A 26,165-nucleotide genomic window follows, 5' to 3' on the forward strand; every position below is an offset into this window, starting at 1 on the left:
CGCGTGCCGCGAGGCCCCCCGGAGTATTTTCGCCAAAATGAAGGGGCGGCTTGTTCGAATCGGGAAAATTCGATATAAATTATAATGATTATGGGAGACACCTGAATGCAGATCGACGGCACGGTGGCGCTGGTAACCGGCGCGGCGCAGGGGCTGGGCGGGGCAGCCGCGCGGGCGCTGGGGGACCGGGGGGCGCGCGTGGCGCTTCTCGATCTGCCCTCGGACCGGCTCGATGCCCATGCGGAGGACATGGGCGGGCTTGCCTGCCCGGCGGATGTGACCGACGAGGCCGCCGTCGCGGCCGCGGTGGCCCGCGCCGCGGATCACTTCGGCGCGGGCCCCCGGATCGCCGTCAACTGCGCCGGGATAGGCCCCGCGGCGCGGATCGTGGGGCGCGAGGGGAAGCTCTCGGTCGATCTCTTCCGCCGGGTGATCGAGGTGAACCTCACCGGCAGCTATATCGTCATGTCCCACGCCGCCCGCGCCATGCAGGCGCTGGATCCGACGGCGACCGGCGAGCGCGGCGTGATCGTCAACACCGCCTCGGTCGCCTTTGAGGACGGCCAGCTGGGCCAGGCCGCCTATGCCGCCTCGAAAGGCGCGATCGCCGCCATGGCGCTTCCGGCCGCGCGCGAATTCGCGCGGGCCGGGATCCGCGTCGTCAACATCGCGCCGGGCCTCTTCCACACCCCGATGATGGAAGGTCTCCCGCCCGAAACCGTCGAGGGCATCGCCGCCAACATCCCGTTCCCGGCGCGGCTGGGCGATCCGTCGGAATACGCGCTCCTCGCCTGCCAGATCGTCGAGAACCCCTATCTCAACGGCACCACCATCCGGCTTGACGGCGCCGTCAGGATGCCGCCCCGATGAGCCTCGTCGCGCTGGCCACCGACGGCCCCGTCACCACGATCACCCTGAACCGCCCCGACAAGCGCAACGCCATGTCGGACGCGCTTCTGGACGCGATCGGCGCCGTCTTCCGCGCGCCTCCCGAGGGCACCCGCGTGATCGTGATCCACGGGGCGGGCGGGCATTACTGTTCCGGCCTCGATCTCTCCGAACAGCAGCACCGCAACACCGAAGAGGCCGTCTATCACTCGCGCGGCTGGCACGCCGCGCTCGACCGGATCCAGTTCGGCGGGCTGCCCGTCGTCTCGGCCATGACCGGCGCGGTGATCGGCGGCGGGCTCGAGCTTGCCACCGCCACCCATGTGCGCATCGCCGAACCCTCCGTCAGGTTCCAGCTGCCCGAAGGCCGCCGCGGCATCTTCGTGGGCGGCGGTGCCAGCGTGCGGGTGGGCCGCATCCTCGGCGCCGACCGGATGACCGAGATGATGCTGACGGGCCGCAGCTACGGCGCCGAAGAGGGGCTGCGCCTCGGCCTTGCCCACGAACTCGTGGGCGACGGCGAGGCGCTCGCCCGCGCGCAGGCGCTTGCCCTTCAGATCGCCGGCAACGCGCCCTTGTCGAACTACATGATGATCCAGGGCCTCGCCCGGATCGCCGACATGCCCCGCGAGGACGGGTTCTTCACCGAAAGCCTCGCCGCCGCGATCACGATGTCGAGCCCCGACGCGCTCGAAGGCCTGAAGGCCTTCCTCGAAAAGCGCCCGCCGAGGTTCCGGTGAGCGTGAGCGACGCCGCGCTCCGCCGCTTCACCGGCTACGGGATGAAGCGCGCCTTCAACGCGATACAGGCCGATGTGAACCGCACGCTGAAGCCGCACGGGCTTCGCATGGTCACCTTCTCGGCCCTGTCGGTGATCGGCGAGAACCCGGGGCTCAGCCAGGCGCAGCTGGCCGATGCGCTGTCGATAGAGCGGCCGAACATCGTCATGCTGATCGACGAGCTTGAGGCGGCGGGGCTTGTCTTGCGCGAGCGCCACGCGGCGGACCGGCGCGCCTACGCGCTGGCACTGACGGGCGAGGGCAGGCGCCGCCTCGCCCGGGCCGACCGCGCCGTCCGCGCCCATGACGCACGGATGACGGCCGGGCTCAGCACAGAGGACAGGGCGCGGCTGATGGAGATGCTCGGATCGGTCGAACGGGCAGGGGAGGAGGCCACGGGATGACTTTGCTGAAGCCGCACAGGGTGATCCGCGAGGATCGGGCCGACGGCACGATCCTTCTTCGCTCGGGATACGGGATGTCGCCGCCTGCGGCGCGCACCACCGACTGGCTCGATCGCTGGGCGGCCGAGACGCCCGACGCGCTGTTCCTCGCTGAACGCGCGGGCGAGGGATGGCGCGAAACGCCCTATGGCGAGGCGCGCGAAACGGTGGATGCGCTCGCCGGCGGGCTTCTCGCCCACGGGATCGCGCCCGGCGTGCCGCTGATGATCCTATCGGGCAACGGCATCGACCACGCGCTTCTGATGCTCGCCTGCCAGCGGATCGGCGTGCCCTCGGTGCCATTGGCCGAACAGTACAGCCTCATCCCGGGCGCCGAGGTGTATATCACCGACATCGCCCGCCGGGTGCGCCCCGCGATGGTCTATGCCGCCGATGGCGCGGCGTTTCAGCGCGCGCTCGGGCTCGAGGTGTTCGCGGGCCTGCCGAAGCTCGTCAGCCGCAACGCCGGCGCGGCGCAGATCCGTCTCGACGTGCTGGCCCGCGAAGGCGGCGATATCCGCGAGGCCGCCGCCGCGGTCGGCCCCGACACGGTGGTGAAGATCCTGATGACCTCGGGCTCCACCTCCTCGCCCAAGGGGGTCGAGACGACGCACGCGATGATGTGCGCCAACCAGGCCCAGATCGCCGATGCCTTCCCCTTCCTCGGCACCCGCCCGCCCAGGCTTCTCGACTGGCTGCCGTGGAACCATGTCTTCGGCTCGTCGCACAACTTCAACCTCGTCCTCGCCCATGGCGGCTCGATGCATATCGATGCGGGCAAACCGGTGCCGCAGCTCGTGGGCGAAACCATCCGCAACGCGCGCGAGATCGCCCCCACCATCGCCTTCAACGTGCCCGTGGGCTTTGCGATGCTCCGGGATGCGATGCGCGACGACCCGGCGCTCAGGGAACGCTACTTCACCGATCTCGACATGCTGTTTTACGCAGGCGCCTCGCTGCCGCAGGATATCTGGGCCGATCTCGAGGCGATGGCGCTCGAGGTCCGGGGCGACATCCCCCTCTTCACCTCCTCCTGGGGGCTCACCGAAACCGCGCCCGCCTGCCTCGTCCAGCACGAGGGCACGGCCAATGTCGCGGGCATCGTGGGCGTGCCCATGACGGGCGTGACGGTGAAGGCGGTGCCGGATGGCGACGGGCGCTACGAGATCCGGGTCAAGGGGCCGAACGTCTTCAAGCGCTACCTGAACGATCCCGTGCGCACGGCCGAGGCCTTCGACGAGGAAGGTTTCTTCCTGTCGGGCGACGCCATGCGCTTCGTCGACGCGGCCGACATGGGCCGGGGCCTTCGCTTCGACGGGCGGCTGACCGAGGATTTCAAGCTCATGACGGGCACCTGGGTCCGCGCCGCGACGCTCAGGCTCGAAATCCTGGGCGCGCTGAAGGGCCTCGTGCAGGATATCGCCCTCACCGGCGAGGGGCGGGACGAGGTGGGGCTTCTGGCCTTCCCCGCCGCGGGGCTGGCGCATGAGCCCGACGACGGCGCGGCACGCCTCGCCCCGGACGCCGCCGACGAAATCCGCACCCGCCTTGCGCCCTGGTCCACCGGCGGCAGCGCCACCCGCATCGCTCGCGTGATGATCCTCGCCGATCCGCCCTCGATGGCGGAGGGAGAGGTCACGGCAAAGGGCAACCTCAACTTCCGCCGCCTTCTCACGCGCCGCGCCGGGCTGGTGGAGCGGCTTTACAGCGACGCCCCTTGCGTCATCCGTATCGGGACAGACACCCCATGATCGATATCGACAAGATCCGCGCGATCGACATCCACACCCATGCCGAGGAACCCTGCGGCTGCCATGCCGACGACGGCTATGACGATCTGCAGGCGACCATGGCGGCATATTTCCGCGCGCCCTGGAAACACCCGCCCACGATCCCCGAAACCGCCGCCCATTTCCGCGCCCAGAACATCGCCGCGGTGATCTTCCCGGTCGATGCCGAACGCGAAACTGGCTACCGCCGCTACAGCAACGACGAGGTGGCCGAACAGGTGGCCGAACATGCCGACGTGCTGATCCAGTTCGCCTCGATCGACCCCTGGAAAGGCAAGACGGGGCTGCGCGAGGCCCGCCGCCTGATCCGCGACTACAAGGTGAAGGGCTTCAAGTTCCACCCCACCATGCAGGGCTTCTTCCCCAACGACCGCATGGCCTACCCGCTTTACGAGGTGCTGGAGGAAGAGGGCTGCATCGCGCTCTTCCACACCGGCCAGACCGGCGTGGGCTCGGGCATGCCGGGGGGCAACGGGATGCGGCTCAAATACTCGAACCCGATCTATATGGATGACGTGGCCGTCGATTTCCCGGGCCTCAGGATCATCCTCGCCCACCCGTCCTTCCCCTGGCAGGAAGAGGCGCTCGCGGTCGCCCAGCACAAGCCCAACGTCTATATCGACCTCTCGGGCTGGTCGCCGAAATACTTCCCCGAAATCCTAGTGAAATACTGCAATTCCATCCTGAAGAAGAAGGTGCTCTTCGGCTCCGACTGGCCGATGATCACCCCCGAACGCTGGCTTTCGGATTTCGAAGGGATCGCGATCCGCGACGAGATCCGGCCCGATATCCTGAAGAACAACGCCGCCCGGCTCCTGGGGCTGATCTAGAGGGGGCGCTGCCCCCGCCGCCCGTGCCGGGCGGCCCCCCGGAGTATTTCGGCCAAAATGAAGATTGAGTTCTGAAAGACCGATGGCACTATAGCGCATAAAGACAGACCCGGAACCGGGCAGGGAGGATAACCATGGGCAACGCCGCCCGCTATTTCGTCGACCGCCATCTTGAAGAGGGGCGCGGCGACAAACCCGCCTTTATCGAGGCGGGCGAAAGCCCCCGGACGCTGACCTATGGCGACCTCGCCCATCAGAGCGCCTGCCTCGCGGGGGCACTCGTCCGCGCGGGCTACCGCCAGGAAGACCGCGCGCTCATGCTCTGCCTCGATACGCTGGAATTCCCGGTGATTTTCTGGGGCGCGATGCGCGCGGGGATCATCCCCGTCCCCCTCAACAACCTTCTCGCCACCCCGGTCTATGGCGAGATCCTGGCCGACAGCCGCGCCAGCATCCTCTTCGTCTCCGCCCCCCTCTGGCCGGTGATCGAACCGGTGATCGGGGAAAGCCCGCTCCTGCGCGAAATCGTCGTGATCGGCGGCGCGGCGCCCGAAGGCACGGTGGCCCATGCCGATTTCATCGCGGGCGCCCCGGCCGCGCCGCCCGCCGAGGCGTCCGACGACGAGGTCGCCTTCTGGCTCTATTCCTCGGGCTCCACCGGCCGGCCCAAGGGGGTGAAACACGTCCACGCCGCGCTGAAGGCTACCGCCGACACCTATGGGGCGAAAACGCTTCAGATCCGCGAGGATGACACCGTCTTCTCCGCCGCCAAGCTTTTCTTCGCCTACGGGCTCGGCAATGCCATGACCTTCCCGATGTCGGTGGGCGCGACCGCGATCCTCTACCCCGGCCGCCCCACGCCCGAAACGGTCAGCGCCGTGATCGGCACCCAGAAGCCCACGATCTATTGCGGCGTGCCGACGCTTTACGCCGCCCTCCTCCACCACTGGGAGGCCGCGGCCCCGCCGGAGGCCCCGATCCGCACCTGTATCTCTGCCGGCGAGGCGCTGCCCGAAGAGGTGGGCCGCAAATGGGCCGCCCTCTGGGGCACCGACATCATGGATGGCGTGGGCTCGACCGAGATGCTGCACATCTTTCTCTCGAACGCGCCGGGCGACGTGGTCTACGGCACCTCGGGCACCGCGGTGCCGGGTTACGAGCTTCGCCTCGTCGACGAAGACGGGGCAGAGGTCGCGCCCGGCGAGGTGGGCGAACTCCTCGTCCGCGGCGCGTCTGCCGCCGAAGGCTACTGGAACCAGCGGGGCAAAAGCCGCGCCACCTTCGAAGGCGAATGGACGCGCACCGGCGACAAGTACGAACGCCGCGCCGACGGCCGCTTCGTCTATTGCGGGCGCACCGATGACATGTTCAAGGTCTCCGGCATCTGGGTCTCGCCCTTCGAGGTAGAACAGGCGCTGGCCTCGCACCCCGCCGTGCTCGAAAGCGCCGTGGTGGCCCATCGCGACGAGGACGGGCTGGAAAAACCCAAGGCCTTCATCGTGCTGAAAGACCGCGCCTTCGCCGACCGCGCCGAAACCCTGCGCGAGCATGTGAAGGAGCGGATCGGCAAGTGGAAATACCCCCGCTGGATCGAAATCGTCGACGATCTGCCGAAGACGGCCACCGGCAAGATCCAGCGTTTCCGACTGCGCGAGGGCCGGTGATGGAGGCGCTGAGGCCAGGAGGCAAGCGGCTCGAGGCCCGCCGCTGGGGGCCGGGGGACGGCCTTCAGATCGTGATGCTGCACGAGGGCCTGGGTTCCGTCGGCCTCTGGCGTGACACGCCCGAACGGCTGGCCGAGGCGACGGGGCTGGGCGTTCTCGCCTATTCCCGCGCGGGCTATGGCCGGTCCGATCCCGCCGATCTGCCCCGCCCGCTCGATTACATGACGCGCGAGGCGACAGAGGTGCTTCCGCAGGTGCTCGACGCCGCGGGGATCGACCGTGCCATCCTGATGGGCCATTCCGACGGGGCCACCATCGCCGCCATCCATGCGGGCTCGGTCGAAGATCACCGCGTCCGCGGCCTCATCCTCATTGCCCCGCATTTCTTCACCGAAGAGATGGGCCTTGCCGAAATCGCCCGCGCGAAAGAGGCCTACGAGACCGGCGATCTGCGCGCCCGCCTCGCCCGCCACCACGATCACCCCGACATCGCCTTCCGGGGCTGGAACGACGCCTGGCTCGATCCGGGCTTCCGCGACTGGTCGGTGGCCGAGGTGATCGATTACCTCCGCATCCCGATCCTCGCGATCCAGGGCACCGCCGATCCCTACGGCACCCGCGCCCAGATCGACGAACTCGCGGCGCGCAGCTACGCCCCCGTCGATGTCGTGATGCCCGAGGGCGCGGGCCATGCCCCCCATCACGACCGCGCCGAGGAAACCCTCGCCGCCATCACCGACTTCACCCGCCGCCTCGCCCGGATCGAGGCCGCGGGGCCGGTGCCCGCATGATCCCGCCGCACGCCTATGTCCCCGGCCGCACCCCGCGCCATGACGAGGCGATGTTCGCCGACGTCAGATCCACCGTCCGCCGCGGCATGACCGAAGAAGATCTGGCGGTCAGCGCGGCCTGGTCGACCGGGCTCGACCTCTACGACCAGGGGTTCTTCTGGGAATGCCACGAGGTGCTCGAAGCCGTCTGGATGGCCGCCCACCAGAACAGCCGCGCCCGCTTCGTGGCCCAGGCCGTGATCCAGCTTGCCAATGCGCGGCTGAAGCTCGCCATGGGCCGGGTGAACGCCGCACGCCGCCTGGCCGACATCGCCGCCGCGCATCTGGCCGAGGCGCGCCTTGATCGCGATCCGGTCATGGGGCTCACGCCCGACTGGCTCAGGGGCGAAGTCAGCGCGGTCCGCCATGCGGCGAGAGGTGCATTATAGTGCAGGACAAGACAGGGATTTGCCGGTTTACTGCCGATGTTTAATGCACTAAATTGCATACACACGCGACAGGGAGGGGGCGCATGTCCACCGTCATAGATTTCCAGACAGACCCGTCGAAATACCGCCACTGGCGAGTCGAATATGACGGCCCCGTCGCCACCCTCTTCATGGATGTCGACGAGGCGGGCGGGCTTTTCGACGGCTACGAACTGAAGCTCAATTCCTACGACCTGGGCGTGGATATAGAACTCGCCGATATCGTCCAGCGCATGCGCTTCGAACACCCCGAGGTGAAGGTCGTCATCCTCCGTTCGGGCAAGGATCGCGTCTTCTGCGCCGGCGCGAACATCCGCATGCTGGGCGGCGCGGCCCATGCCCACAAGGTCAACTTCTGCAAGTTCACCAACGAAACCCGCAACACCTACGAGGCGGCGGAAGAGGACTCGGGCCAGAAATACATCGCCGCCATCCGCGGCGCCTGCGCGGGCGGCGGCTATGAGCTGGCGCTTGCCTGCAACCACATCATGCTGACTGACGATGCGTCGTCTTCGGTGGCCCTGCCGGAAGTGCCGCTCCTCGCCGTCCTCCCGGGCACCGGCGGCCTCACCCGCGTCACCGACAAGCGCCGCGTCCGCCGCGACCTGGCGGATGTCTTCTGCTCGGTCGAGGAAGGCGTGAAGGGCAGGCGCGCGAAAGACTGGCGCCTGGTCGACGAGGTGATCCCAAACGCGAAATTCGACGAAACCGTCGCCGCCCGCGCCCGCGAATTTGCCGAAAGCTCGGCAAAGCCCGACGGCCTCACCGGCATCGCCCTCACCCCGCTCGACCGGACGTTCACGGATGACGGCGTCACCTATTCCGCGCTCGAAGTCACCGTCGACCGCGCCGCCCGCATCGCGACGCTCACGATCCACGGGCCGGACGGCGCGCCGCCCGCCAACCCGCAGGCCCTCCACGAAGAAGGCGCCGCCACCTGGATGCTCCGCCTCGCGCGCGAGCTTGACGACGCCATCCTCCACCTCCGCCTCAACGAACGCGAGGCGGGGCTTCTCGTCTTCAAAACCCAGGGCGATCCCGAACAGGTGATCGCCCACGAGGCCGCGCTTCTCGGGATGGACGACTGGCTTGCAACTGAGATCCTCCACTACTGGAAACGCGTCCTCAAGCGCGTCGATCTCACCTCCCGCTCCATGGTGGCGCTTGTCGAACACGGCTCCTGTTTCGCGGGCGTGCTGGCCGAACTCCTCTGGTCCGTCGACCGCACCTACATGATGGAGGATGAGTTCGAGGGCGATAACCGCCCGCTCGCCACGATCCGCCTGTCGGATGGCAATTTCGGCCGCTACCCGATGTCGAACGGCCTCACCCGCCTCGCCACCCGGTTCCTCGGCGACGACGCGGCCCTGTCCGAGGCCGAGAACAACATCGGCGAAGCGCTCGAGGCCGAAGAGGCCGACGAACTGGGCCTCGTCACCATGATCCTCGACGACATCGACTGGGATGACGAGATCCGCATCTTCATGGAAGAACGCGCCTCCTTCTCGCCGGACGCCATGACGGGGATGGAAGCGAACCTCCGTTTCGCGGGGCCGGAAACCATGGAAACCCGCATCTTCGGCCGCCTCACCGCCTGGCAGAACTGGATCTTCAACCGCCCCAACGCGGTGGGCGAAACCGGGGCGCTCAAACGCTACGGCTCGGGCCTCCGCGCCGATCTCGACATGGAGCGTGTGTGATGGCCGCCTCCCCACGACCAATGAACGGTGGGGTGAAACCCCACCCTACGCCCCATGTTCACGGAACCCCGTGCATGACCGACCCGGCCTCGCGCTGTGGGGTGAAACCCCACCCTACGCCCCATGTTCACGGAATCCCGTGCATGACCGGCCCGGCCTCGCGCGGTGGGGTGAAGCCCCACCCTACGCCCCATGCTCTCGGAACCCCGCTCATGACCGGCCCAACCCCGTAGGGTGGGGTTTCACCCCACCTTCCGACCCAAAAAAACCCGGAGACCCCTCATGCTAGATCTCATCAACGTCAGCTACGACACCCAGATCCCCAACAATGTCGGGCTAAGCTCCGACCGCAAGGTGCTCAAAGCCCTCGAAAAATGGCATCCGGGCTACATCAACTGGTGGAACGATCTGATCCCCCGGAACTTCCAGCAATCCATGGTCTACCTCCGCACCGCCGTCAGCGTGGATCCCAAGGGCTGGGCCAAGTTCGATTACGTGAAGATGCCCGAATACCGCTGGGGCGTCCTCCTCGCCCCCCAGAACGAGGAACGCGTCATCCCCTGCGGCGAACACGCCGGCGAACCGGCCTGGCAGGAAGTGCCGGGCGAATACCGCGCCATGCTCCGCCGCCTGATCGTGATCCAGGGCGATACCGAACCGGCCTCCGTCGAACAACAGAAGTTCCTCGGCCTCACCGCCCCGTCGCTTTACGACATGCGCAACCTCTTCCAGGTCAATGTCGAAGAGGGCCGCCACCTCTGGGCCATGGTCTATCTCCTCCACAAGTATTTCGGGAAGGACGGGCGCGAAGAGGCCGACGAGCTTCTCCGCCGCTCCTCGGGCTCCGACGAAGCCCCCCGCATGCTCGGCGCCTTCAACGAGGAAACGCCCGACTGGCTCTCGTTCTTCATGTTCACCTATTTCACCGACCGCGACGGCAAAATGCAGCTCGAAAGCCTTGCCCAATCGGGCTTCGATCCCCTGTCGCGCACCTGCCGCTTCATGCTGACGGAAGAGGCGCATCACATGTTCGTCGGCGAAACCGGCGTGGGCCGCACCATTCAGGCCACGGTCGAGGCGATGAACGCCGCCGGCATCACCGACCCTTACGACATCGGCAAGATCCGCGACATGGGCGTGATCGATCTGCCCACGATCCAGAAGAAGCTGAACCTGCACTATTCGCTCTCGCTCGATCTCTTCGGGTCCGAAGTCTCCACCAACGCCGCCAACGCCTTCAGCGCCGGCATCAAGGGCCGCTACATGGAGCACCGGATCGAAGACGATCACCGGCTGCAAGGCGACACCTACAACATCCTCGATCTCGACTGCGGTACGATCGTCGAACGCGAGGTGCCCGCGCTCACGGCGATCAACATGCGGCTCCGCGACGATTACATCCGCGACGCCTCGGGCGGGATCGGGCGCTGGAACAAGATCATCTCGAAGGCCAATATCGAGTTTGAACTGAAACTCCCCCACCAGGCCTTCCACCGCCAGATCGGCGTCTTCGCGAACCAGCCCTTCGATCCCGAGGGCCGGCTCATTTCGCGGGAAGAGTATGACGCGAAGAAGGGCGACTGGCTGCCCACCAAGGCCGACGGCGATTTCATCCAGAGCCTGATGAAGCCCTGTTTCGAGCCCGGGCAATACGCCTCTTGGATCGCGCCGCCGAAAGTCGGGATCGACAACAAGCCGGGCGATTTCGAATACGTGAAATTGCACATGGCCTGAGGCGAAAGGTTAATGGTTAACGCACGCAGCCCCGGTTGCCGCGCACTTTGCGTTAACGTTCGCGCGGTGTACGGGCTGTGTACGCCCGGTGTACAGCGTGTGACTTTCCGGAAATTCCCGGATCGGGCGTTAACCACAGGCGGCGGCGAAAGGTAAAGGACGCGTGCGATGAACAAGCCGATCAAGCAGCACCTGATCGACCCCGAGATCTGCATTCGCTGTTACACTTGCGAAAATACCTGTCCTATCAATGCGATAGAGCACAATGACGACAACGTCGTGGTGAATCCCGAGATCTGCAATCACTGCATGGATTGCATCCCGGTCTGCCCCACCGGCTCGATCGACGAATGGCGCGTCGTGCTCACGCCGTATTCCCTCGAAGACCAGTACGCCTGGGACGAACTCCCCCCTCAGGAAGACCTCCCCGATACCGGCGAGGCCGAGGGCGGGCTCGAGGCGTTCGACGAGGCCGTTGCGGCCCTTCTGGCCGAGGCGCATTCCGGGGCAGGGGGCAAGGCAAAGCCGCCTGCAAGTGCCTCGAAACCAACGGTAAATCTCTACACCGCCGCGAAGCCGGCTGTCGCGAAAGTCACCGGCAATTTCCGTCTCACCGACGACCCCGCCCACGACGTCCGCCACATCATCCTCGATTTCGGCGGGCAGCCCTTCCCGGTGCTCGAAGGCCAGTCCCTGGGCATCATCCCGCCGGGATCCGACGCGGCCGGCAAACCCCATCTTCCGCGGCTCTACTCGGTCTCCAGCCCCCGCGACGGTGAACGGCCAAATTACAACAACCTCTCGCTCACCGTGAAGCGCGAGGAAAAGGGCATTGCCTCCAACTACTTGTGCGATCTGAAGGTGGGCGACGAGGTGCAGGTCACCGGCCCCTTCGGCGCCACCTTCCTGATCCCCGACGATCCCGAAGCGCGGCTTCTGATGATCTGCACAGGCACCGGCTCTGCCCCAATGCGCGCCTTCACCATGCGCCGCCAGCGCGCCGCGGGCGCGAAATCCGGCGGAATGACCATGTTTTTCGGAGCGCGCGCTCCCGAAAGCCTTCCTTACTTCGGCCCCCTTAAGAAGGTGCCAAAAACGCTGCTCGATCAGCACCTCGTCTTCAGCCGCGTGGGCGGCCAACCCAAGGAATATGTGCAGGACAGGATGCAGGCGGAGGAAGAGATCGTGGCCGATCTCCTCCAGGATCCGAAGACCCATATCTACATCTGCGGCCTTCGCGGCATGGAGGAAGGGATCGAACGCACCCTCACCAACATCGCCGAAAGCACGGGCCAGCAATGGATTGCCTTGCGCGACACGATGCGCGAAGAGGGACGGTACCACGTCGAAACCTACTGAGGCGGCCTTTGCCCTACGCCCACGAAATCCGCGTCACATGGGGCGATTGCGACCCGGCGAGGATCGTCTACACCGCGCGCATCCCGTGGTTCGCGCTCGACGCGATCAACGCCTGGTGGGAAGGCCACCTGGGACAGGGCTGGTTCCAGCTTGAACTCGATCGCAACGTCGGCACGCCCTTCATGCACATGTCGCTCGATTTCCGCGCGCCCGTCACGCCGCGCCACCGGCTGATCTGCGAGGTCGCGCCAACCCGGCTCGGCACCTCGTCCATCGCCTTCCGCGTGAACGGCCTCCAGAACGGCACGCTCTGTTTCGAGGGCCGCTTCGTCTGCGTCTTCACCGTCGCGAACGAATTTCGCAAACGTGCCGCCCCCGACGATATCCGCGCGCTGGTCGAGCCGCTTCTGGAACCGGACGAGGCCTGACGCGGATGGCAAAGGACGCCCACAAGAACCCCGAGACAGATCGCCTGATGGCGCAGGTCGGTGCCCGCGTCCGCCGCGCCCGCGAGATGAAGAACATCCCCCGCCGGGTGCTCTCCGACCGATCCGGCGTCTCGCCCCGCTACCTCGCACAGCTCGAGGCGGGCGACGGCAACATCTCGATCGCGCTTCTGTCCCATGTCGCCGCCGCGCTCGATCTGCGGATCGAATGGCTGGTGGGCGAGGACGATCCCTGGACATCCGACACCCTCCGCGTGGCCGAGGCCTTCCGCACCGCCTCCGCGGCCACCCGCCGCGCGGTGCTCGATACGCTGTCCCCGGGCGGGGCAGGCCCGCGCCGGGCCCGCCGGATCGCGCTGATCGGGCTGCGGGGCGCCGGGAAATCCACCCTGGGGGCTCGTGCGGGCGCGGCGCTGGGCTTGCCCTTCGTCGAACTCAACCGCGAGATCGAGGCCGCCTCGGGCATGCCGCTTGCCGAAGTCATGGCGCTTTACGGGCAGGACGGCTACCGTGCGATGGAGGCCGAGGCGCTGGGCCGGATCATCGAGGGTCACGACGCGGCGATCCTTGCTGTCGCAGGCGGAATCGTCGCGGAACCAGATACTTACGCGACGCTTCTCACCCGGTTTCACACCATCTGGGTGCGCACCACGCCCGAGGAACACATGGCCCGCGTCCGCGCCCAGGGCGACACGCGGCCCATGGCAGGCAACCCCGAGGCGATGACCCAGCTGCGCGCGCTCCTGACAGCGCGCGAGCCCGTCTATGGCCGCGCCGACGCGCGGCTCGATACCTCCGGGCAGCCGGTCGAAACCTCGCTGCGCGAGCTTCTCGACCTGATCGACACCCACGGTTTCCTGAAGGCGGAGGCCGAATGAGCGTCACCTGGCACCGCGAGGGCGACGCCGGCATCGTCACCCTCGACAACCCGCCCGTGAACGCCATCGGGCAGCCCATGCGCCAGGGGCTGATGGAGGCGCTCGGCTGGGCCGCCGCCGAACCGGGCCTCACGCGCGTCGTCGTCACCGGCGAGGGCCGCGCCTTCGCCGCCGGGGCCGATGCGCGTGAATTCGACGGCGCGCCCCAGCCGCCGCACCTGCCCGACGTGCTGGATGCGATCGAGGCCTCGCCGGTGCCCTGGATCGCGGCGATAAACGGCGTGGCGCTGGGCGGCGGGCTTGAAATCGCGCTGGCCTGCGCGATGCGGATCGCCGCGCCGGGGGTGCAGCTTGGGCTGCCCGAGGTGACGCTGGGCGTGATCCCGGGCGCCGGTGGAACGCAACGCCTGCCACGCCTTGTGGGCCTCGGGGAAGCCGCGCGGATGATATCGGGCGGCCGTCCGGTGAACGCCGAAAAAGCCTTTGAAATCGGTCTGATAGACGGTGTTTCCGATAATTCCGTCGCCGCTGCGCTCAGCGCCGGTCTGCCAGCGAACCGCCCCGCCACATCGGCCTTGCCGGCCCCCGAACCCGATCCCGACGCCCTGGAAGAGGCCCGCCGCACCGCCGCCCGCAAGATGGCCGGCCAGATCGCCCCGCCGCGTGCGCTCGATCTTGTCGAAGCCAGCGCCACCACGCCCTTCCGCGAGGCGATGGCGGCCGAGCGCGACGCCTTCCTCACCCTCCGCGAAGGCCCCCAGGCCCGCGCCCTGTGCCACCTCTTCTTCGCCGAACGCGCCGCGAAGCCCTCCCCCGGTATCGCCGCAACCGATCCCGCGCCTCTCGACCGCATCGCCATCGTCGGCGGCGGCACCATGGGCGCGGCCATCGCCTATGCCTGCCTCGGCGCGGGCCTCCCCGTCACTCTCATCGAAACCGACGACGAGGCCGCGGCCCGCGCCGAGGCGCGGATCGCAAAACTCATCGCCGGTGCCGAGGCGCGTGGCCTCCGCGCCCCCGCCATCCGCGCCGAAATCACCACCGATTACGCGGGCGCCGCCCCCGCCACCCTCGCCATCGAAGCCGCGTTCGAGGCGATGGAAGTCAAGCACAGCGTCTTCGCCGCCCTCGACGGCGCGCTGTCCAAGGACGCGATCCTCGCCACCAACACCTCCTACCTCGATATCGATGAGATCGCGGCCCAAACCCGCGATCCCTCCCGCGTTCTCGGCCTCCATTTCTTCGCCCCGGCGCATATCATGAAGCTTCTGGAAATCGTGCGGGGGGCCGAAACATCCGACACCGCGCTCGCCACGGGCTATGCGCTGGCGAAGCGTCTCAGGAAGGTGCCGGTGCTGGCGGGCGTCTGCGACGGGTTCATCGGCAATCGCATCCTCGCCCGCTACCGCGAGGCCGCCGATACGTTGCTGATGGACGGGACGAATCCCTGGGAACTCGACGAGGCGATGGTGGAATTCGGTTACGCCATGGGCCCTTACGAGGCGCAGGACATGTCGGGCCTCGACATCGCGCATGCCAACCGGCGGCGGCAGGATGCCACCCGCGACCCGGCCCGGCGCTATATCCCGATCGGCGACCGGATGGTGGCGGAAGGCCGGCTCGGGCGGAAAACCGGCGTCGGCTGGTACCGCTACCCGGGCGGCGGCGGCAAGGTCGTCGATCCGCTGGTGGAGGATCTGGTGCGCGAGGAGGCGCATTTCGCCAAGGTCGCGCGGGTGGAGTACGGCGCGGACGAGATCCGGCGGCGGCTTCTTCTGGCGATGATCAACGAGGCGGCGGATATCCTCGAGGACGGGATCGCGGCTTCGGCCGCCGATATCGATCTGGTGACGGTGCTGGGTTACGGTTTCCCGCGCTGGCGCGGGGGGCTGATGCATTACGCCGATACGCTGGGGATGCGGAAAATTCTGGTGCAACTTCAGGAACTTGCAAAGGAAGATCCCGTCGTGTGGACGCCCAGTGCACGGATCGTGCGGCTGGCGGAAGAGGGCGGAACCTTCGCCGGGGCCTGACCGCCACGCCGCCGCCCGTCAGCCCCGTGCCGCGTCGCGATCCCCGGCAAGATAGCGCCGCCCGAGCGTCATCATCCGGCGGTGATGGGCGCGGTGGCGGTTTCTCAGGTGCACGGCGGCGAAGACCGGCTGCCGGATCGGCGGCGCATCCTCGACCGGCCAGACACCGCCGAGCGCGGCAAGCGCGAGGCCGGTATCTTCGCGAAGATAGGCCGTGCCGCCAAGCGCCGACAGAAGCCCCGCCACCACGTTGTCCTGGCCGCTCGAGACGGGGGCGGCGGACAGATGGGGCAGAAGCTCTGCATGGGTGCGGGAAAAGGCGGGGGAGTAGTTTCCGAGGATATAGGTCTCTCGCCGCACCGAATTGAGCGCCCCGGTCTCGGTCGAGACCATGCGGTAGGTCACGTCGCCCAGGCTTTCGAAATGCAGGTCTGGATGGGGCTTCGGCGTGAAGAGAATCCCGAAATCGAGGTCGCCCGCCATCAGGTCGATGCAGATCTGGGCCGAGAAATCGCCCTCCACGTAGAAGGCCGCATCGGGAAGCGCGGTTCGAAGCGTGTCGATCCATTCGCCCGCATGGCTGGTGACGAGATCGTGCTGGATGCCGAGCCTGAGCGTGGGCGGCGCGTCCTCGCCGCCCCGCGCGGCGCGCGTCGCCTCTGTCCAGGACAGGCGCAGCGCGCGGGCATGGGGCTCGAAGCGAAGGCCCGGGGTCGTGAGTTCGGTGCCTGAACGGCTGCGCCGGAAGAGCCGCGCGCCAAGCGCGCGTTCCAGCGCCTGCACCCGGCCCGACACGGTGGACTGGGTGATCCCCAGACGCTCCGCCGTGCGGTTGAAGTTCCGCGTCTCGCACAGGTCCAGAAACGTCTCAATAAGCTCTATCTGCATCGTTCGCTGATCGGTTTTTTCGATCAATAACGATCCGAAGGTGGAATTGAAACCTATCCTGCACGGCGAGATAATTCCCGCGCAGGCGAGACTGACGGAAAGGGCGAGGGACTATGGCGGATCTGCCGACGACGGCGCGGGTCGTGATCATCGGGGGCGGCGCGGTGGGCGCGTCGGCGCTGTTTCATCTGGCGCGGGCCGGGTGGTCGGACTGCGTGCTTCTGGAGAAGAACGAACTCACCGCAGGCTCAACCTGGCATGCGGCGGGGAATGTGCCGACCTTCTCGACCTCTTGGTCGGTGATGAACATGCAGCGTTATTCGACCGAGCTCTACCGGGGCCTCGGCGATCTGGTCGACTACCCGATGAATTACCACGTTACCGGCTCGATCCGGCTCGCGCATTCGAAGGAAAGGATGCAGGAATTCGAGCGGGCGCGCGGTATGGGCCAGTACCAGGGCATCGATCTGGAAATCATCTCGCCCTACGAGATCAGGGCGCGTTACCCGTTCATCGAAACCCATGACATCAAGGGCGCGCTTTACGATCCGACAGACGGCGATATCGATCCCGCGCAGCTGACCCAGGCGCTGGCCAAGGGTGCGCGAGATGCCGGCGCGCAGGTGCACCGCTTTACCCCGGCCACGGGGATCTCGCGGGATAACGGCGAGTGGATCGTTCACACCGAGAAGGGCGATATACGTTGTGAAATCGTGGTGAACGCCGCGGGTTATTACGCCCAGCAGGTGGGCGAGTGGTTCAGGCCCTTCGGCGGGCGCACGGTGCCGATGATGGTGATGAGCCACCAGTATCTTCTGTCGGAAGAGATCCCGGAAATCGCGGAATGGTCGAAGGCCGAGGGCCGGAAGCTGCCGCTGCTGCGCGACGTCGATATCTCCTACTACCTCAGGCAGGAGAAGAATGGCTTCAACCTCGGCCCCTATGAGCGGAACTGCAAGGGCCACTGGATGACGCCGGACGATCCGATGCCCGACGATTTCAGCTTCCAGCTTTACCCCGACGATCTGGACCGGCTGGAATTCTACATCGAGGACGCGATGGCGCGCGTGCCGCTTCTGGGGCGGTCGGGGATCAGCCGGGTGATCAACGGCCCCATTCCCTATGCGCCCGACGGCATGCCGCTTCTGGGGCCGATGCCGGGCGTGCCCAACGCCTTCGAGGCCTGCGTCTTCACCTTCGGCATCGCCCAGGGGGGCGGCGCGGGCAAGGTGCTGGCCGAATGGGTGATGGAAGGCCAGACGGAATGGGACATGTGGTCCTGCGACCCGCGGCGTTATACGGATTACACCGATCAGGCGTATTGCAACGCCAAGGGGATCGAGGTGTACGGCCACGAATACGCCATGCACTTCCCCTGGCACGAATGGCCCGCAGGCCGGAACCGGAAGGTTTCGCCCGTTCACGAGCGGGTGGTCGAGCTTGGCGGGCAGATGGGGGCCTATAACGGCTGGGAGCGGGCGAACTGGTTCGCGAGGCCCGGTGACGACACCTCGGAAGAGACGACCCAGACCTGGGAGCGGACGGGCCCGTGGGAGGCGCGGATCCGCGAGGAATGCGAGGCGGTGCGCGATCATGTGGGCGTTCTCGACCTGCCCGGGTTTTCGCGGTTCAACTTGTCCGGGGCAGGGGCGGCGGATTGGCTGAGGGGCCGGATCGCGGGCGCGCTGCCGAAGGTCGGCCGGATGAACCTGGCCTATTTCCCGGATCGTCGCGGGCGGATCCTGACCGAGATGTCAGTTCTGCGCCATGCGGAGGAGCATTTCACGCTGATCACGGCAGCCACGGCGCAGTGGCACGATTACGAGCTTCTGGCACGGGCACTGCCGGAGGGACTGACGCTCACCGATCACAGCCGGGACTATTCGACCCTGATCGTGACGGGCCCCGAGGCGCGGGCGCTGTTCGCGGGGCTTACTGAGGATGCCGATCTGAGCCTGCCATGGCTCAGCCTTCAGACGGCGACCGTTGCGGGGCGGGAGGCGATGCTGGCGCGGGTGAGCTTTGCCGGAGAGCTTGGCTGGGAGATCCATGCCCCGAATGACGATATCCCCGTGCTTTTCGACGCGGTGCTGGGGGCCGGTGCGAAACCCTTCGGCATGTGGGCCCTGAACAGCCTTCGCATGGAAAAGGGATACCGCACCTGGAAGGGCGATTTATCAACGGATTACAGCCTGTTGGAGGCCGGTCTTGATCGTTTCATCAAGTTCGACAAGCCGCAGGACTTCCCTGGCAAGGCCGCGCTTCAGAACGAGCGCCAGCAAGGATTGAAGAAGCGTTTCGTCACCCTGACCGTCGATGCGGGTGCGGCGGATGCGCCTTACATGTCGACCCTCTGGCACGGCGGCGAGGTGGTGGGAGAAACCACCTCGGGCGGCTGGGGGTATCGCGTGAACCGCTCGATCGCCATGGGCATGCTGAAGCCCGAGCTTGCGGTGCCGGGCACCGAGGTTGAAGTCGATATCTACGGCGACCGCCGCCGGGCCGTGGTGGCCGACGGGACGGCGCTTTGGGATCCGTCCAACGAAAGGATACGTGCATGACGGAGATTGGTGAGCGCGAGGGCGAGCGCGCGAGCCGCCGCGCGGGCGGGCGTGCGGCGCGCGTCGCACTGAGGGCCGCGCCTCTGGCGGAGGATCTGCGCCCGGTGCGCCCCGGGCTCGAAGGGGGGCTTTACAAGCCCCTGAGCGAGGAGGGCATGCGGCGGATCCACGAGGCCGCGCTCGACGCGTTGGAAGAGGTGGGTCTGTCGCAGGCCCCGCCCTCGGGCGTCGAGGCGATGACGGCGGCGGGCGCGATCCTGGGCGACGATGGCCGGCTGCGTTATCCCCGCGCGCTGGTCGAGGATATGCTGGCCAAGGCCGCGCGGAACATCACGCTGCATGGCCGCGACCCGAAGTTCGACCTCGATCTGTCGGGGAACCGGGTGCATTACGGCACGGCGGGCGCGGCGGTGCATATCGTCGACGCGATGACCGGCGACTACCGGGAATCGACGGCGGCCGATCTTTACGAGGCCGCGCGGCTCGTCCAGCATCTCGACAACGTGCATTTCTTCCAGCGCGCCATGGTCTGCCGGGATATCGCCGACAACCTGGAGATGGATCTGAACACGATCTACGCCTGCTGCGCGGGGACGAAGAAACATATCGGCACGTCGTTTTCCGAGCCGGCCCATGTCGGGCCCTGCGTCGAGCTTCTGCACATGATCGCGGGCGGGGAAGAGGCGTGGCGGGCGCGGCCCTTCGTGTCGAACTCGAACTGCTTCGTCGTGCCGCCGATGAAGTTCGCCGAAGAAAGCTGCATGGCGATGGAACTGGCGATCCACGCCGGGCTTCCGGTGCTTCTGTTGTCGGCGGGGCAGGCGGGGGCCACCGCGCCCGCGCCCATCGCGCTTGCCATCGTGCAGGCGGTGGCGGAATGCCTGGCGGGTGTCGTCTATGTGAATGCCGTGAAGCCCGGGCATCCGGCGATCTTCGGCACCTGGCCGTTCGTGTCGGACCTCAGGACGGGCGCCATGTCGGGCGGATCGGCGGAGCAGGCGCTTCTGTCGGCGGGGTGTGCCCAGATGCACAAGTTCTACGGCCTGCCGGGTGGCGCGGCGGGCGGGATCTCGGACAGCAAGCTGCCGGATATGCAGGCGGGCTGGGAGCAGGGGATCACCAACACGCTTGCGGGGCTTGCCGGGCTCAACATGGTGTACGAGGCCGTGGGGATGCACGCTTCGCTTCTGGGCTTCTGCCAGGAAAGCCTGGTGATCGGGGACGATATCGTGGGCCAGGCGCTGCGCTGTGTGCGCGGGATCGACGTGACCGAGGACGCGGTGTCGATCGAGGCGATCAAGGCGGTCTGCCTTGACGGGCCGGGGCATTACCTGGGGTCCGACCAGACGCTGCGGCTGATGCAGACGGAATACGTCTATCCCGTGGTGGGCAACCGGATGAGCCCGAAGGAGTGGGAAGAGGCGAAGCGGCCCATCCTGCTCGACAAGGCGCGGGCACGGAAGGAGGCGATCCTGGGCCAGGCGCAGAACCAGATCGCGCCGGGCACGGATATGGCGATCCGGGAGCGGTTCAAGATCTACGTGTGAGAGGGGCCTGAAGCCCTTGAATTCCAGCGATTAAGCGCGATTGCCTGCCTTCTCCTCCGACATCAGTGCCGTGATCTCGTCGCTCGGCATCGCGTCTTCGGCGAAACCGAAGGTGCCCTGTCCCAGCATCTCGTCCGCCGCGCGCGCAAGGGCCCCGAGCGCCGTGCGCGCCAGCGCGCCACCCGTGCTGATCCGGCGCGCGCCGGCCTCGGCCAGTTCATCCACGGTATAGCGGGGGCCTGTGAGCCCCATCAGCACGTTGACCGGCCTGTCCACCGAGGCGCAGACAGTGCGGATCGCGTCGAGATTGGGGAGGCCCGGGGCATAGAGCACATCCGCCCCGGCCTCGGCGAAGGCCTGAAGCCGCCGGATTGCGTCGTCGAGATCATGCCGGCCCCAGAGGAATCCCTCCGCCCGGGCGGTCAGGACGAACGGCAGATCGCGCGCGGCCTCGCGCGCCGCCGCGATGCGCTCGACCGCGAGGCCGAAATCGTAAAGCGGGTCGTCCGCATCCCCTGTCGCATCCTCTATCGTGCCGCCGACGAGCCCGGCCGCCGTGGCAAGCCGGATCGTTTCGGCCACCGTTTCGGGCGCGGCCCCGAACCCGTCTTCAAGATCGGCTGAGACCGGAAGATCGGTGGCCGCCGCGATCTCGGCGGCGTTTTCGAGAAGCGCCTCACGCGAGAGCCCTGCGAAGGAATCGCGCAGGCCCTTCGAGAAGGCGAATCCCGCGCTCGTGGTGCCGAGCGCCTGGAACCCCCGGCTTGCCAGAAGCCGCGCCGATCCCGCATCCCAGGCATTGGGCAGAAGGAAGGGGCGCGGGCCCTCGTGAAGCGCCCTGAAGCGGGCGTGGCGCTTGGTCTGATCGGTCATCCCGGGGCTTCCTCGATCTGCTGTGCGGAGTATCCGGGGCGGCGGGCGGGCTGGCAATCCCCGCCGGGGCATGGGATGCGGAGGGAATTGGGCTATATGCCTATCGAACCAGGTGAGGACATGACCGCCATGAGCGAACGGGAGATCGGCCTTGTCGGGCTGGGAACGATGGGCGCGGCGCTGGCGCTCAATATCGCGGAAAAGGGCTTCGGCATCGCGGTCTGGAACCGGACGCACAGCGTCACGGAAGCGTTCGTGGCGGGGGCGGGCGATCTGGCCGGGCGGATCACGGGGGCCGACAGCCAAGAGGCCCTTGTCGCCGCGCTGAAGCGCCCGCGCGCGATCATACTGATGGTGCCTGCGGGCGAAGCGGTCGATGCCCAGATCGCCGCGCTCCGCCCGCTTCTCGACGATGACGACCTGATCATCGATGCGGGCAACGCCAACTTTCACGACACCAACCACCGGGCGGAGGAGGCAGGCGATCTGCCCTTCCTCGGGATCGGTGTGTCCGGCGGCGAGGAGGGCGCGCGCCATGGCCCCTCGATCATGGGCGGTGGCACGCGGGCGGTCTGGGACAGGGTGGCCCCGGTCCTGACGGCGATCGCCGCCGACTATGAGGGCGAACCCTGCGCGGCCTGGCTGGGCGAGGCCGGGGCGGGGCATTTCGTGAAGGCCGTGCATAACGGGATCGAATATGCCGATATGCAGATGATCGCCGAAGTTTACGGACTGATGCGCGACGGTCTGGGGATGGAGGCGGGCGCGATCGCCGATGTCTTCGCGGGGTGGAACGAAGGGCCGCTGGCCTCGTTCCTGATCGAGATCTCGGCGAAGGTGGCCGGGTCAACGGATGCCGCGACGGGCGGGCCGCTTCTGGACGTGATCGCCGATGCGGCGGGGCAGAAGGGCACCGGGCGCTGGACGGCGATCGAGGCGCAGCATCTCGCCGCCCCCGTCCCGGTGATCGAGGCGGCGGTGGTGGCGCGGAACCTGTCGTCGCGGCGGGAGGAACGGCGCGCGGCGGAGGCGCTGTTCGGCGCGGGGCCCCAGGCAATCGACGCCGAAGAACTGCCCGTGAACCGGATGGAAGAGGCGCTGATCGCGGGCAAGATCCTGTGCTATGCGCAGGGTTTCGGGATGATAGGCGCGGCGTCGGACCAGTTCGGCTGGGATCTGCCCCTGCCCACCATCGCGAAGATCTGGCGCGCGGGCTGCATCATCCGCTCGGACATGCTCGACGACATGGCGGCCGCCCTTGGCGACGATCCGGGCCGCAACCTGATGATGGCGCCCTATTTCGCCGACTGGCTCAAACGCACCCATGGCGCGCTGCGCAAGGTCGTGGCCCTTGCGGCCGAGCGCGGGGTCGCGGTGCCGGCGCTGGGGGCGGGGCTGGCCTATTTCGACGCGATGCGCACGGCGCGCGGCACCGCGAACATGATCCAGGGCCAGCGCGATTTCTTCGGGCTGCACGGATTCGAGCGGCTCGACGACGGCAAGTCGGGACAGCACGGGCCCTGGGCACAGGGCTAGCATCTTCATGTGGCCCGAAATATCCCGGGGGACTCGCCCTTCAGGGCGAGGGGGGCAGAGCCCCCGTCACCGGACTGCGGCCGCTCAGACCGGCCCGATCTTCAGCCCCTCGGGGCGCGGAAGATGGGCCTGCGCGGCGACATAGCCCGCGATCTTCCCGGCGATTTCAGGGGGTGGAAGGACCGAGCGCCGGGTCGTCAGGTCGACATGGATGAGAAGCGTCTCGAGGGTGGCGACCTCGCCCCGCCCCTCGGCATGGATCCGTTGCAGGAGGTGGAGCTTTTTGCCTTCCGCGCCAACAACCTGCGTCGTGACGGTCAGGGCCTCTCCGGCGCGCACCTCGTCGTAGTAGCGGATGTTGTTTTCCGCCGTGAAATAGCTGAAGCCGCTTTCGATATAGGCGGCATCGGCACCGATCAGTTCCATGAACCGGTCCGAGGCGCGGGAGCCGATTTCGAGGTAGTGGGTTTCGTTCATGTGGCCGTTGTAATCCGTCCAGCTTGTGGGCACCCGGTGCGCGGCCGTCACCGGCATCCCCTCCACGTCGTCGGGGCGCGGAAGCGCCGCTTCATGCGCGTGGATCACCCCGCCCGCGCCGCTTTCGGTGCGTTTGAGCGCCCGCATCATGGCGACGAGGTTGTCGTCGCGAAGTCGTTCAAGCTCGCGGATCGTGCGGTGGCCCGACTGGGCGTCGGATTGCCCCGCGATCAGATCGACCAGATCGTCGTTGAAGTCGGGCACGTTCATCAGTTTCGTCCAGGGCCATTTGAGCGCGGGGCCGAACTGGGCGAGGAAGTGGCGCATGCCCGCCTCGCCGCCGGCGATCCGGTAGGTCTCGAAAAGCCCCATCTGCGCCCAGCGGATACCGAAGCCCATGCGGATCGCCTCGTCGATCTCTTCGGTGGTGGCGATACCGTCCTTCACCAGCCAGAGCGCCTCGCGCCAGACCGCTTCGAGGAAGCGGTCGGCGATATGGGCGTCGATCTCTTTCCGGAGTGTAAGGGGGTACATGCCGATCCCGCGCAGGATCTCAGACGCGCGCGCGCAAGTGGCCGCGTCACCCACGAGTTCGATCAGCGGCAAAAGGTAGACCGGGTTGAACGGGTGGGCGACGATGGCCCGGGCGCCGTTTTCGTTCAGTTCGGAAGGTTTGAAGCCCGAGGTTGAAGATCCGATGACGGTGTCTTCGCCCGCGAGTCCCGAAAGATCGCCCAGAACGCGGTGCTTGAGGTCGAGGCGTTCGGGGATGCTTTCCTGGATCCACTCCGCGCCCCGGACCGCATCTGCGAGGCTTTGGGGGAAGATGAGCTGCCCTTCCGCCGGCAGGGGCCGGTCGTAGAGGCCGGGGAGCGACCGGCGGGCGTTCGCCAGAACCTCGCCGATCTTGCGTTCGGCCTCAGGGTCGGGATCGAAGACCGACACGTCCCAGCCGTTCAGCAGGAACCGCGCGGCCCAGCCGCCGCCGATCACCCCGCCGCCGATGATCGTCGCGCGCCGGGTCATCGGGCGCATTCCGCAGGATCCGGGTCGACCGGGGCAGTGACCCGGGCGATGTGGGGACAAGCAAAGGAGACCAGTGATGAACGTGACATTCGAAGCCCTTCCAAGCGACGTGGTTCGGGAGATCCGCCAAACGGGGCGGGACAGTTATGGCGCCCCGGTGGAGCGGCATGTCTCGGACGGTTCGGCCTATCCCTGCCGCCATTGCCTTGGCGCGACGCCCAAGGGAGAGACCTACCTGATCCTCGCGCACCGGCCGTTTTCGTCGGCCCATCCCTATGCGGAGACTGGGCCGATCTTCCTGTGTGAAGCGGACTGTGCGCGGGCCGCGCCGTCGGGCGAGGTGCCCCCGATCCTGGAAGCGCCCGACTATATCGTGCGGGGCTATTCGGCGGAGGAGCGGATCGTCTATGGCACGGGCGGGGTGGTGCCGACGCCGAGGATCGCGGCGCGGGCGGCGGAGATCCTCGCCGATCCGGCGATTGCCTTCGTGGACGTGCGTTCGGCCCGGAACAACTGTTTCCAGTGCCGTGTGCGGCGCGCCTCATGACCGGGGCGCGCGTTTCGTGAGGCCGAGTTTCGCGCGCACCTCTTCAGGGCCGAGAACACGGGCGCCCATGGCTTCCACGATTCCCACCGCGCGTTCGACAAGCTGGGCGTTCGTGGCCAGAACGCCCTTCTCGAGCCAGAGATTATCCTCGAGCCCCACGCGCACATGGCCACCCGCCAGCACGGCGGCGGCGGCATAGCCCATCTGGTTGCGCCCGAGCGAGAAGGCTGAAAAAACCCAGTCATCGGGCACGTTGTTGACCATCGCCATGAAGGTGTTGAGGTCGTCCGGCGCGCCCCAGGGCACGCCCATGCACAGCTGGACGAGGGCGGGGCTGTCGAGCACGCCTTCCTTCACCAGTTCCTTCGCGAACCAGAGGTGGCCGGTATCGAACGCCTCGATCTCGGGCTTTACACCGAGGGCCGTCATCCGCGCGCCCATGTCGCGCAGCATGCCGGGCGTGTTCGTCATGACGTAATCGGCCTCGGCGAAGTTCATCGTGCCGCAATCTAGGGTGCAGATCTCGGGCAGGCATTCGGCGACATGGGCCACGCGCTCTTCCGCCCCGGCCATGTCGGTGCCGTCGCGTGTGGGCAGCGGCGCGTCGGTCGGGCCGAAGACGATGTCGCCGCCCATCCCCGCAGTGAGGTTCAGGACGACATCGACTTCGGCGGCGCGGATCCGGTCGGTCACTTCGCGGTAGTATTCGACCTTGCGGGAGGGTTTGCCGGTTTCGGGATCGCGCACGTGGCAATGCACGATGGCCGCGCCCGCCTTCGCCGCGTCAATGGCGCTGGCCGCGATTTCGGCGGGCGAGCGGGGGACATGGGGGCTTCGATCCTGGGTGGCCCCCGATCCGGTGACGGCGCAGGTGATGAAGACCTCGCGGGACATGGCAAGCGGCATGG

22 protein-coding genes are annotated in these 26,165 nt (G+C 67.3%); 18 read left to right on the forward strand and 4 right to left on the reverse strand.

Translation table 11 applies throughout. The features are described 5' to 3' along the window. The first annotated feature begins 105 nt into the window (after window positions 1–105). The 14 genes from RXV90_RS06975 (at window position 106) to RXV90_RS07040 (ending at window position 15,802) form a co-directional block, all read left to right on the forward strand. Window positions 106–870: an SDR family NAD(P)-dependent oxidoreductase gene (locus RXV90_RS06975; RefSeq protein WP_316647791.1), complete on the forward strand. Its 765-nt coding sequence runs from the start codon at window positions 106–108 to the stop codon at window positions 868–870. Continuing rightward, window positions 867–1,628, forward strand: a complete 762-nt coding sequence (locus RXV90_RS06980) for a crotonase/enoyl-CoA hydratase family protein (protein ID WP_316647793.1) — start codon at window positions 867–869, stop codon at window positions 1,626–1,628. Before RXV90_RS06975 ends, RXV90_RS06980 begins: the two co-directional genes overlap by 4 nt. Next, on the forward strand, window positions 1,625–2,071 hold the full coding sequence (locus tag RXV90_RS06985; RefSeq protein ID WP_316647794.1) for a MarR family winged helix-turn-helix transcriptional regulator: 447 nt from the start codon (window positions 1,625–1,627) through the stop codon (window positions 2,069–2,071). The genes RXV90_RS06980 and RXV90_RS06985 overlap by 4 nt, the downstream gene beginning before the upstream one ends. Next, window positions 2,068–3,861, forward strand: coding sequence for a feruloyl-CoA synthase (locus RXV90_RS06990; RefSeq protein WP_316647795.1), 1,794 nt, complete (start codon window positions 2,068–2,070; stop codon window positions 3,859–3,861). The genes RXV90_RS06985 and RXV90_RS06990 overlap by 4 nt, the downstream gene beginning before the upstream one ends. Beyond that, window positions 3,858–4,730 (forward strand): amidohydrolase family protein, encoded by an 873-nt coding sequence (locus RXV90_RS06995; protein WP_316647796.1) that lies wholly within the window; start codon window positions 3,858–3,860, stop codon window positions 4,728–4,730. The genes RXV90_RS06990 and RXV90_RS06995 overlap by 4 nt, the downstream gene beginning before the upstream one ends. Window positions 4,731–4,864: 134 nt before the next feature. Beyond that, window positions 4,865–6,394, forward strand: a complete 1,530-nt coding sequence (locus RXV90_RS07000; RefSeq protein WP_316647797.1) for a benzoate-CoA ligase family protein — start codon at window positions 4,865–4,867, stop codon at window positions 6,392–6,394. Continuing rightward, a complete protein-coding gene (locus tag RXV90_RS07005; protein ID WP_316647798.1) occupies window positions 6,394–7,185 on the forward strand; it encodes an alpha/beta fold hydrolase in 792 nt (263 codons plus the stop codon). Before RXV90_RS07000 ends, RXV90_RS07005 begins: the two co-directional genes overlap by 1 nt. Continuing rightward, entirely contained in the window at window positions 7,182–7,613 is a 432-nt protein-coding gene (locus RXV90_RS07010) for a DUF309 domain-containing protein (protein WP_316647799.1), read from the forward strand. Before RXV90_RS07005 ends, RXV90_RS07010 begins: the two co-directional genes overlap by 4 nt. Before the next feature lie 83 nt (window positions 7,614–7,696). Next, window positions 7,697–9,352 carry a 2,3-epoxybenzoyl-CoA dihydrolase gene (boxC, locus tag RXV90_RS07015; protein ID WP_316647800.1) on the forward strand — a complete coding sequence of 552 codons (1,656 nt, stop codon included), beginning with the start codon at window positions 7,697–7,699 and terminating at the stop codon, window positions 9,350–9,352. Window positions 9,353–9,634: 282 nt separating this feature from the next. Further along, complete coding sequence (gene boxB, locus RXV90_RS07020) at window positions 9,635–11,086, forward strand: benzoyl-CoA 2,3-epoxidase subunit BoxB (protein WP_316647801.1); 1,452 nt, start codon at window positions 9,635–9,637, stop codon at window positions 11,084–11,086. 168 nt (window positions 11,087–11,254) lie between these two features. Beyond that, entirely contained in the window at window positions 11,255–12,445 is a 1,191-nt protein-coding gene (gene boxA / locus RXV90_RS07025) for a benzoyl-CoA 2,3-epoxidase subunit BoxA (protein WP_316647802.1), read from the forward strand. Between the two features lie 8 nt (window positions 12,446–12,453). After that, window positions 12,454–12,873 carry an acyl-CoA thioesterase gene (locus tag RXV90_RS07030; RefSeq protein ID WP_316647804.1) on the forward strand — a complete coding sequence of 140 codons (420 nt, stop codon included), beginning with the start codon at window positions 12,454–12,456 and terminating at the stop codon, window positions 12,871–12,873. 5 nt (window positions 12,874–12,878) lie between these two features. Next, window positions 12,879–13,769, forward strand: a complete 891-nt coding sequence (locus RXV90_RS07035) for a helix-turn-helix transcriptional regulator (RefSeq protein ID WP_316647805.1) — start codon at window positions 12,879–12,881, stop codon at window positions 13,767–13,769. Further along, window positions 13,766–15,802 carry an FAD-dependent oxidoreductase gene (locus tag RXV90_RS07040; protein WP_316647806.1) on the forward strand — a complete coding sequence of 679 codons (2,037 nt, stop codon included), beginning with the start codon at window positions 13,766–13,768 and terminating at the stop codon, window positions 15,800–15,802. Before RXV90_RS07035 ends, RXV90_RS07040 begins: the two co-directional genes overlap by 4 nt. 18 nt (window positions 15,803–15,820) lie before the next feature. On the opposite strand, the gene RXV90_RS07045 is transcribed toward RXV90_RS07040, so the two are convergent. Next, a complete protein-coding gene (locus RXV90_RS07045) occupies window positions 15,821–16,690 on the reverse strand; it encodes a LysR family transcriptional regulator (RefSeq protein ID WP_316647807.1) in 870 nt (289 codons plus the stop codon). Between the two features lie 113 nt (window positions 16,691–16,803). On the opposite strand from RXV90_RS07045, the gene RXV90_RS07050 reads away from it, so the two are divergent. Together RXV90_RS07050 and RXV90_RS07055 are read left to right on the forward strand one after the other, a co-directional pair. Next, the gene (locus tag RXV90_RS07050; RefSeq protein WP_316647808.1) at window positions 16,804–19,251 is read left to right on the forward strand and encodes a GcvT family protein; all 2,448 of its coding nucleotides are present in this window, start codon (window positions 16,804–16,806) and stop codon (window positions 19,249–19,251) included. Beyond that, a complete protein-coding gene (locus RXV90_RS07055) occupies window positions 19,248–20,798 on the forward strand; it encodes a trimethylamine methyltransferase family protein (RefSeq protein ID WP_316647809.1) in 1,551 nt (516 codons plus the stop codon). The genes RXV90_RS07050 and RXV90_RS07055 overlap by 4 nt, the downstream gene beginning before the upstream one ends. Window positions 20,799–20,828: 30 nt before the next feature. Here the strand turns inward: RXV90_RS07055 and RXV90_RS07060 are convergent, their stop codons facing one another. Next, window positions 20,829–21,671: an isocitrate lyase/PEP mutase family protein gene (locus tag RXV90_RS07060; protein ID WP_316647810.1), complete on the reverse strand. Its 843-nt coding sequence runs from the start codon at window positions 21,669–21,671 to the stop codon at window positions 20,829–20,831. 129 nt (window positions 21,672–21,800) lie between these two features. Here RXV90_RS07060 and gndA point away from each other — a divergent pair, with 129 nt between their 5' ends. Beyond that, window positions 21,801–23,207: an NADP-dependent phosphogluconate dehydrogenase gene (gene gndA, locus RXV90_RS07065; protein WP_316647927.1), complete on the forward strand. Its 1,407-nt coding sequence runs from the start codon at window positions 21,801–21,803 to the stop codon at window positions 23,205–23,207. An 84-nt stretch (window positions 23,208–23,291) separates the two neighbouring features. On the opposite strand, the gene RXV90_RS07070 is transcribed toward gndA, so the two are convergent. Beyond that, entirely contained in the window at window positions 23,292–24,710 is a 1,419-nt protein-coding gene (locus tag RXV90_RS07070; protein ID WP_316647928.1) for a carnitine 3-dehydrogenase, read from the reverse strand. A gap of 76 nt (window positions 24,711–24,786) precedes the next feature. Between RXV90_RS07070 and RXV90_RS07075 the strand changes: the two genes are divergently transcribed. Next, a complete protein-coding gene (locus tag RXV90_RS07075) occupies window positions 24,787–25,257 on the forward strand; it encodes a DUF1203 domain-containing protein (RefSeq protein ID WP_316647811.1) in 471 nt (156 codons plus the stop codon). Here the strand turns inward: RXV90_RS07075 and RXV90_RS07080 are convergent. Next, window positions 25,252–26,163: a beta-keto acid cleavage family enzyme gene (locus RXV90_RS07080; protein ID WP_316647812.1), complete on the reverse strand. Its 912-nt coding sequence runs from the start codon at window positions 26,161–26,163 to the stop codon at window positions 25,252–25,254. The two genes, RXV90_RS07075 and RXV90_RS07080, sit on opposite strands and share 6 nt — an antisense overlap. Window positions 26,164–26,165: the final 2 nt, after the last annotated feature.

It is taken from the genome of Ovoidimarina sediminis, assembly GCF_032586175.1.
GTDB classification, from domain to species: domain Bacteria; phylum Pseudomonadota; class Alphaproteobacteria; order Rhodobacterales; family Rhodobacteraceae; genus Ovoidimarina; species Ovoidimarina sediminis.

Excerpts from the sequence above, each read along its gene's own strand:
- boxA (WP_316647802.1), top strand. The coding sequence starts at position 11,255 with ATGAACAAGCCGATCAAGCAGCACCTGATCGACCCCGAGATCTGCATT.
- RXV90_RS07005 (WP_316647798.1), top strand. The coding sequence starts at position 6,394 with ATGGAGGCGCTGAGGCCAGGAGGCAAGCGGCTCGAGGCCCGCCGCTGG.
- RXV90_RS07060 (WP_316647810.1), bottom strand. The coding sequence starts at position 21,671 with ATGACCGATCAGACCAAGCGCCACGCCCGCTTCAGGGCGCTTCACGAG.
- RXV90_RS07040 (WP_316647806.1), top strand. The coding sequence starts at position 13,766 with ATGAGCGTCACCTGGCACCGCGAGGGCGACGCCGGCATCGTCACCCTC.
- RXV90_RS07075 (WP_316647811.1), top strand. The coding sequence starts at position 24,787 with ATGAACGTGACATTCGAAGCCCTTCCAAGCGACGTGGTTCGGGAGATC.
- RXV90_RS07010 (WP_316647799.1), top strand. The coding sequence starts at position 7,182 with ATGATCCCGCCGCACGCCTATGTCCCCGGCCGCACCCCGCGCCATGAC.
- RXV90_RS07000 (WP_316647797.1), top strand. The coding sequence starts at position 4,865 with ATGGGCAACGCCGCCCGCTATTTCGTCGACCGCCATCTTGAAGAGGGG.
- RXV90_RS07080 (WP_316647812.1), bottom strand. The coding sequence starts at position 26,163 with ATGCCGCTTGCCATGTCCCGCGAGGTCTTCATCACCTGCGCCGTCACC.
- RXV90_RS07055 (WP_316647809.1), top strand. The coding sequence starts at position 19,248 with ATGACGGAGATTGGTGAGCGCGAGGGCGAGCGCGCGAGCCGCCGCGCG.
- boxB (WP_316647801.1), top strand. The coding sequence starts at position 9,635 with ATGCTAGATCTCATCAACGTCAGCTACGACACCCAGATCCCCAACAAT.
- gndA (WP_316647927.1), top strand. The coding sequence starts at position 21,801 with ATGAGCGAACGGGAGATCGGCCTTGTCGGGCTGGGAACGATGGGCGCG.
- RXV90_RS07035 (WP_316647805.1), top strand. The coding sequence starts at position 12,879 with ATGGCAAAGGACGCCCACAAGAACCCCGAGACAGATCGCCTGATGGCG.
- RXV90_RS06980 (WP_316647793.1), top strand. The coding sequence starts at position 867 with ATGAGCCTCGTCGCGCTGGCCACCGACGGCCCCGTCACCACGATCACC.
- RXV90_RS06975 (WP_316647791.1), top strand. The coding sequence starts at position 106 with ATGCAGATCGACGGCACGGTGGCGCTGGTAACCGGCGCGGCGCAGGGG.
- RXV90_RS07050 (WP_316647808.1), top strand. The coding sequence starts at position 16,804 with ATGGCGGATCTGCCGACGACGGCGCGGGTCGTGATCATCGGGGGCGGC.
- RXV90_RS07045 (WP_316647807.1), bottom strand. The coding sequence starts at position 16,690 with ATGCAGATAGAGCTTATTGAGACGTTTCTGGACCTGTGCGAGACGCGG.
- RXV90_RS07070 (WP_316647928.1), bottom strand. The coding sequence starts at position 24,710 with ATGACCCGGCGCGCGACGATCATCGGCGGCGGGGTGATCGGCGGCGGC.
- RXV90_RS06995 (WP_316647796.1), top strand. The coding sequence starts at position 3,858 with ATGATCGATATCGACAAGATCCGCGCGATCGACATCCACACCCATGCC.
- RXV90_RS06990 (WP_316647795.1), top strand. The coding sequence starts at position 2,068 with ATGACTTTGCTGAAGCCGCACAGGGTGATCCGCGAGGATCGGGCCGAC.
- boxC (WP_316647800.1), top strand. The coding sequence starts at position 7,697 with ATGTCCACCGTCATAGATTTCCAGACAGACCCGTCGAAATACCGCCAC.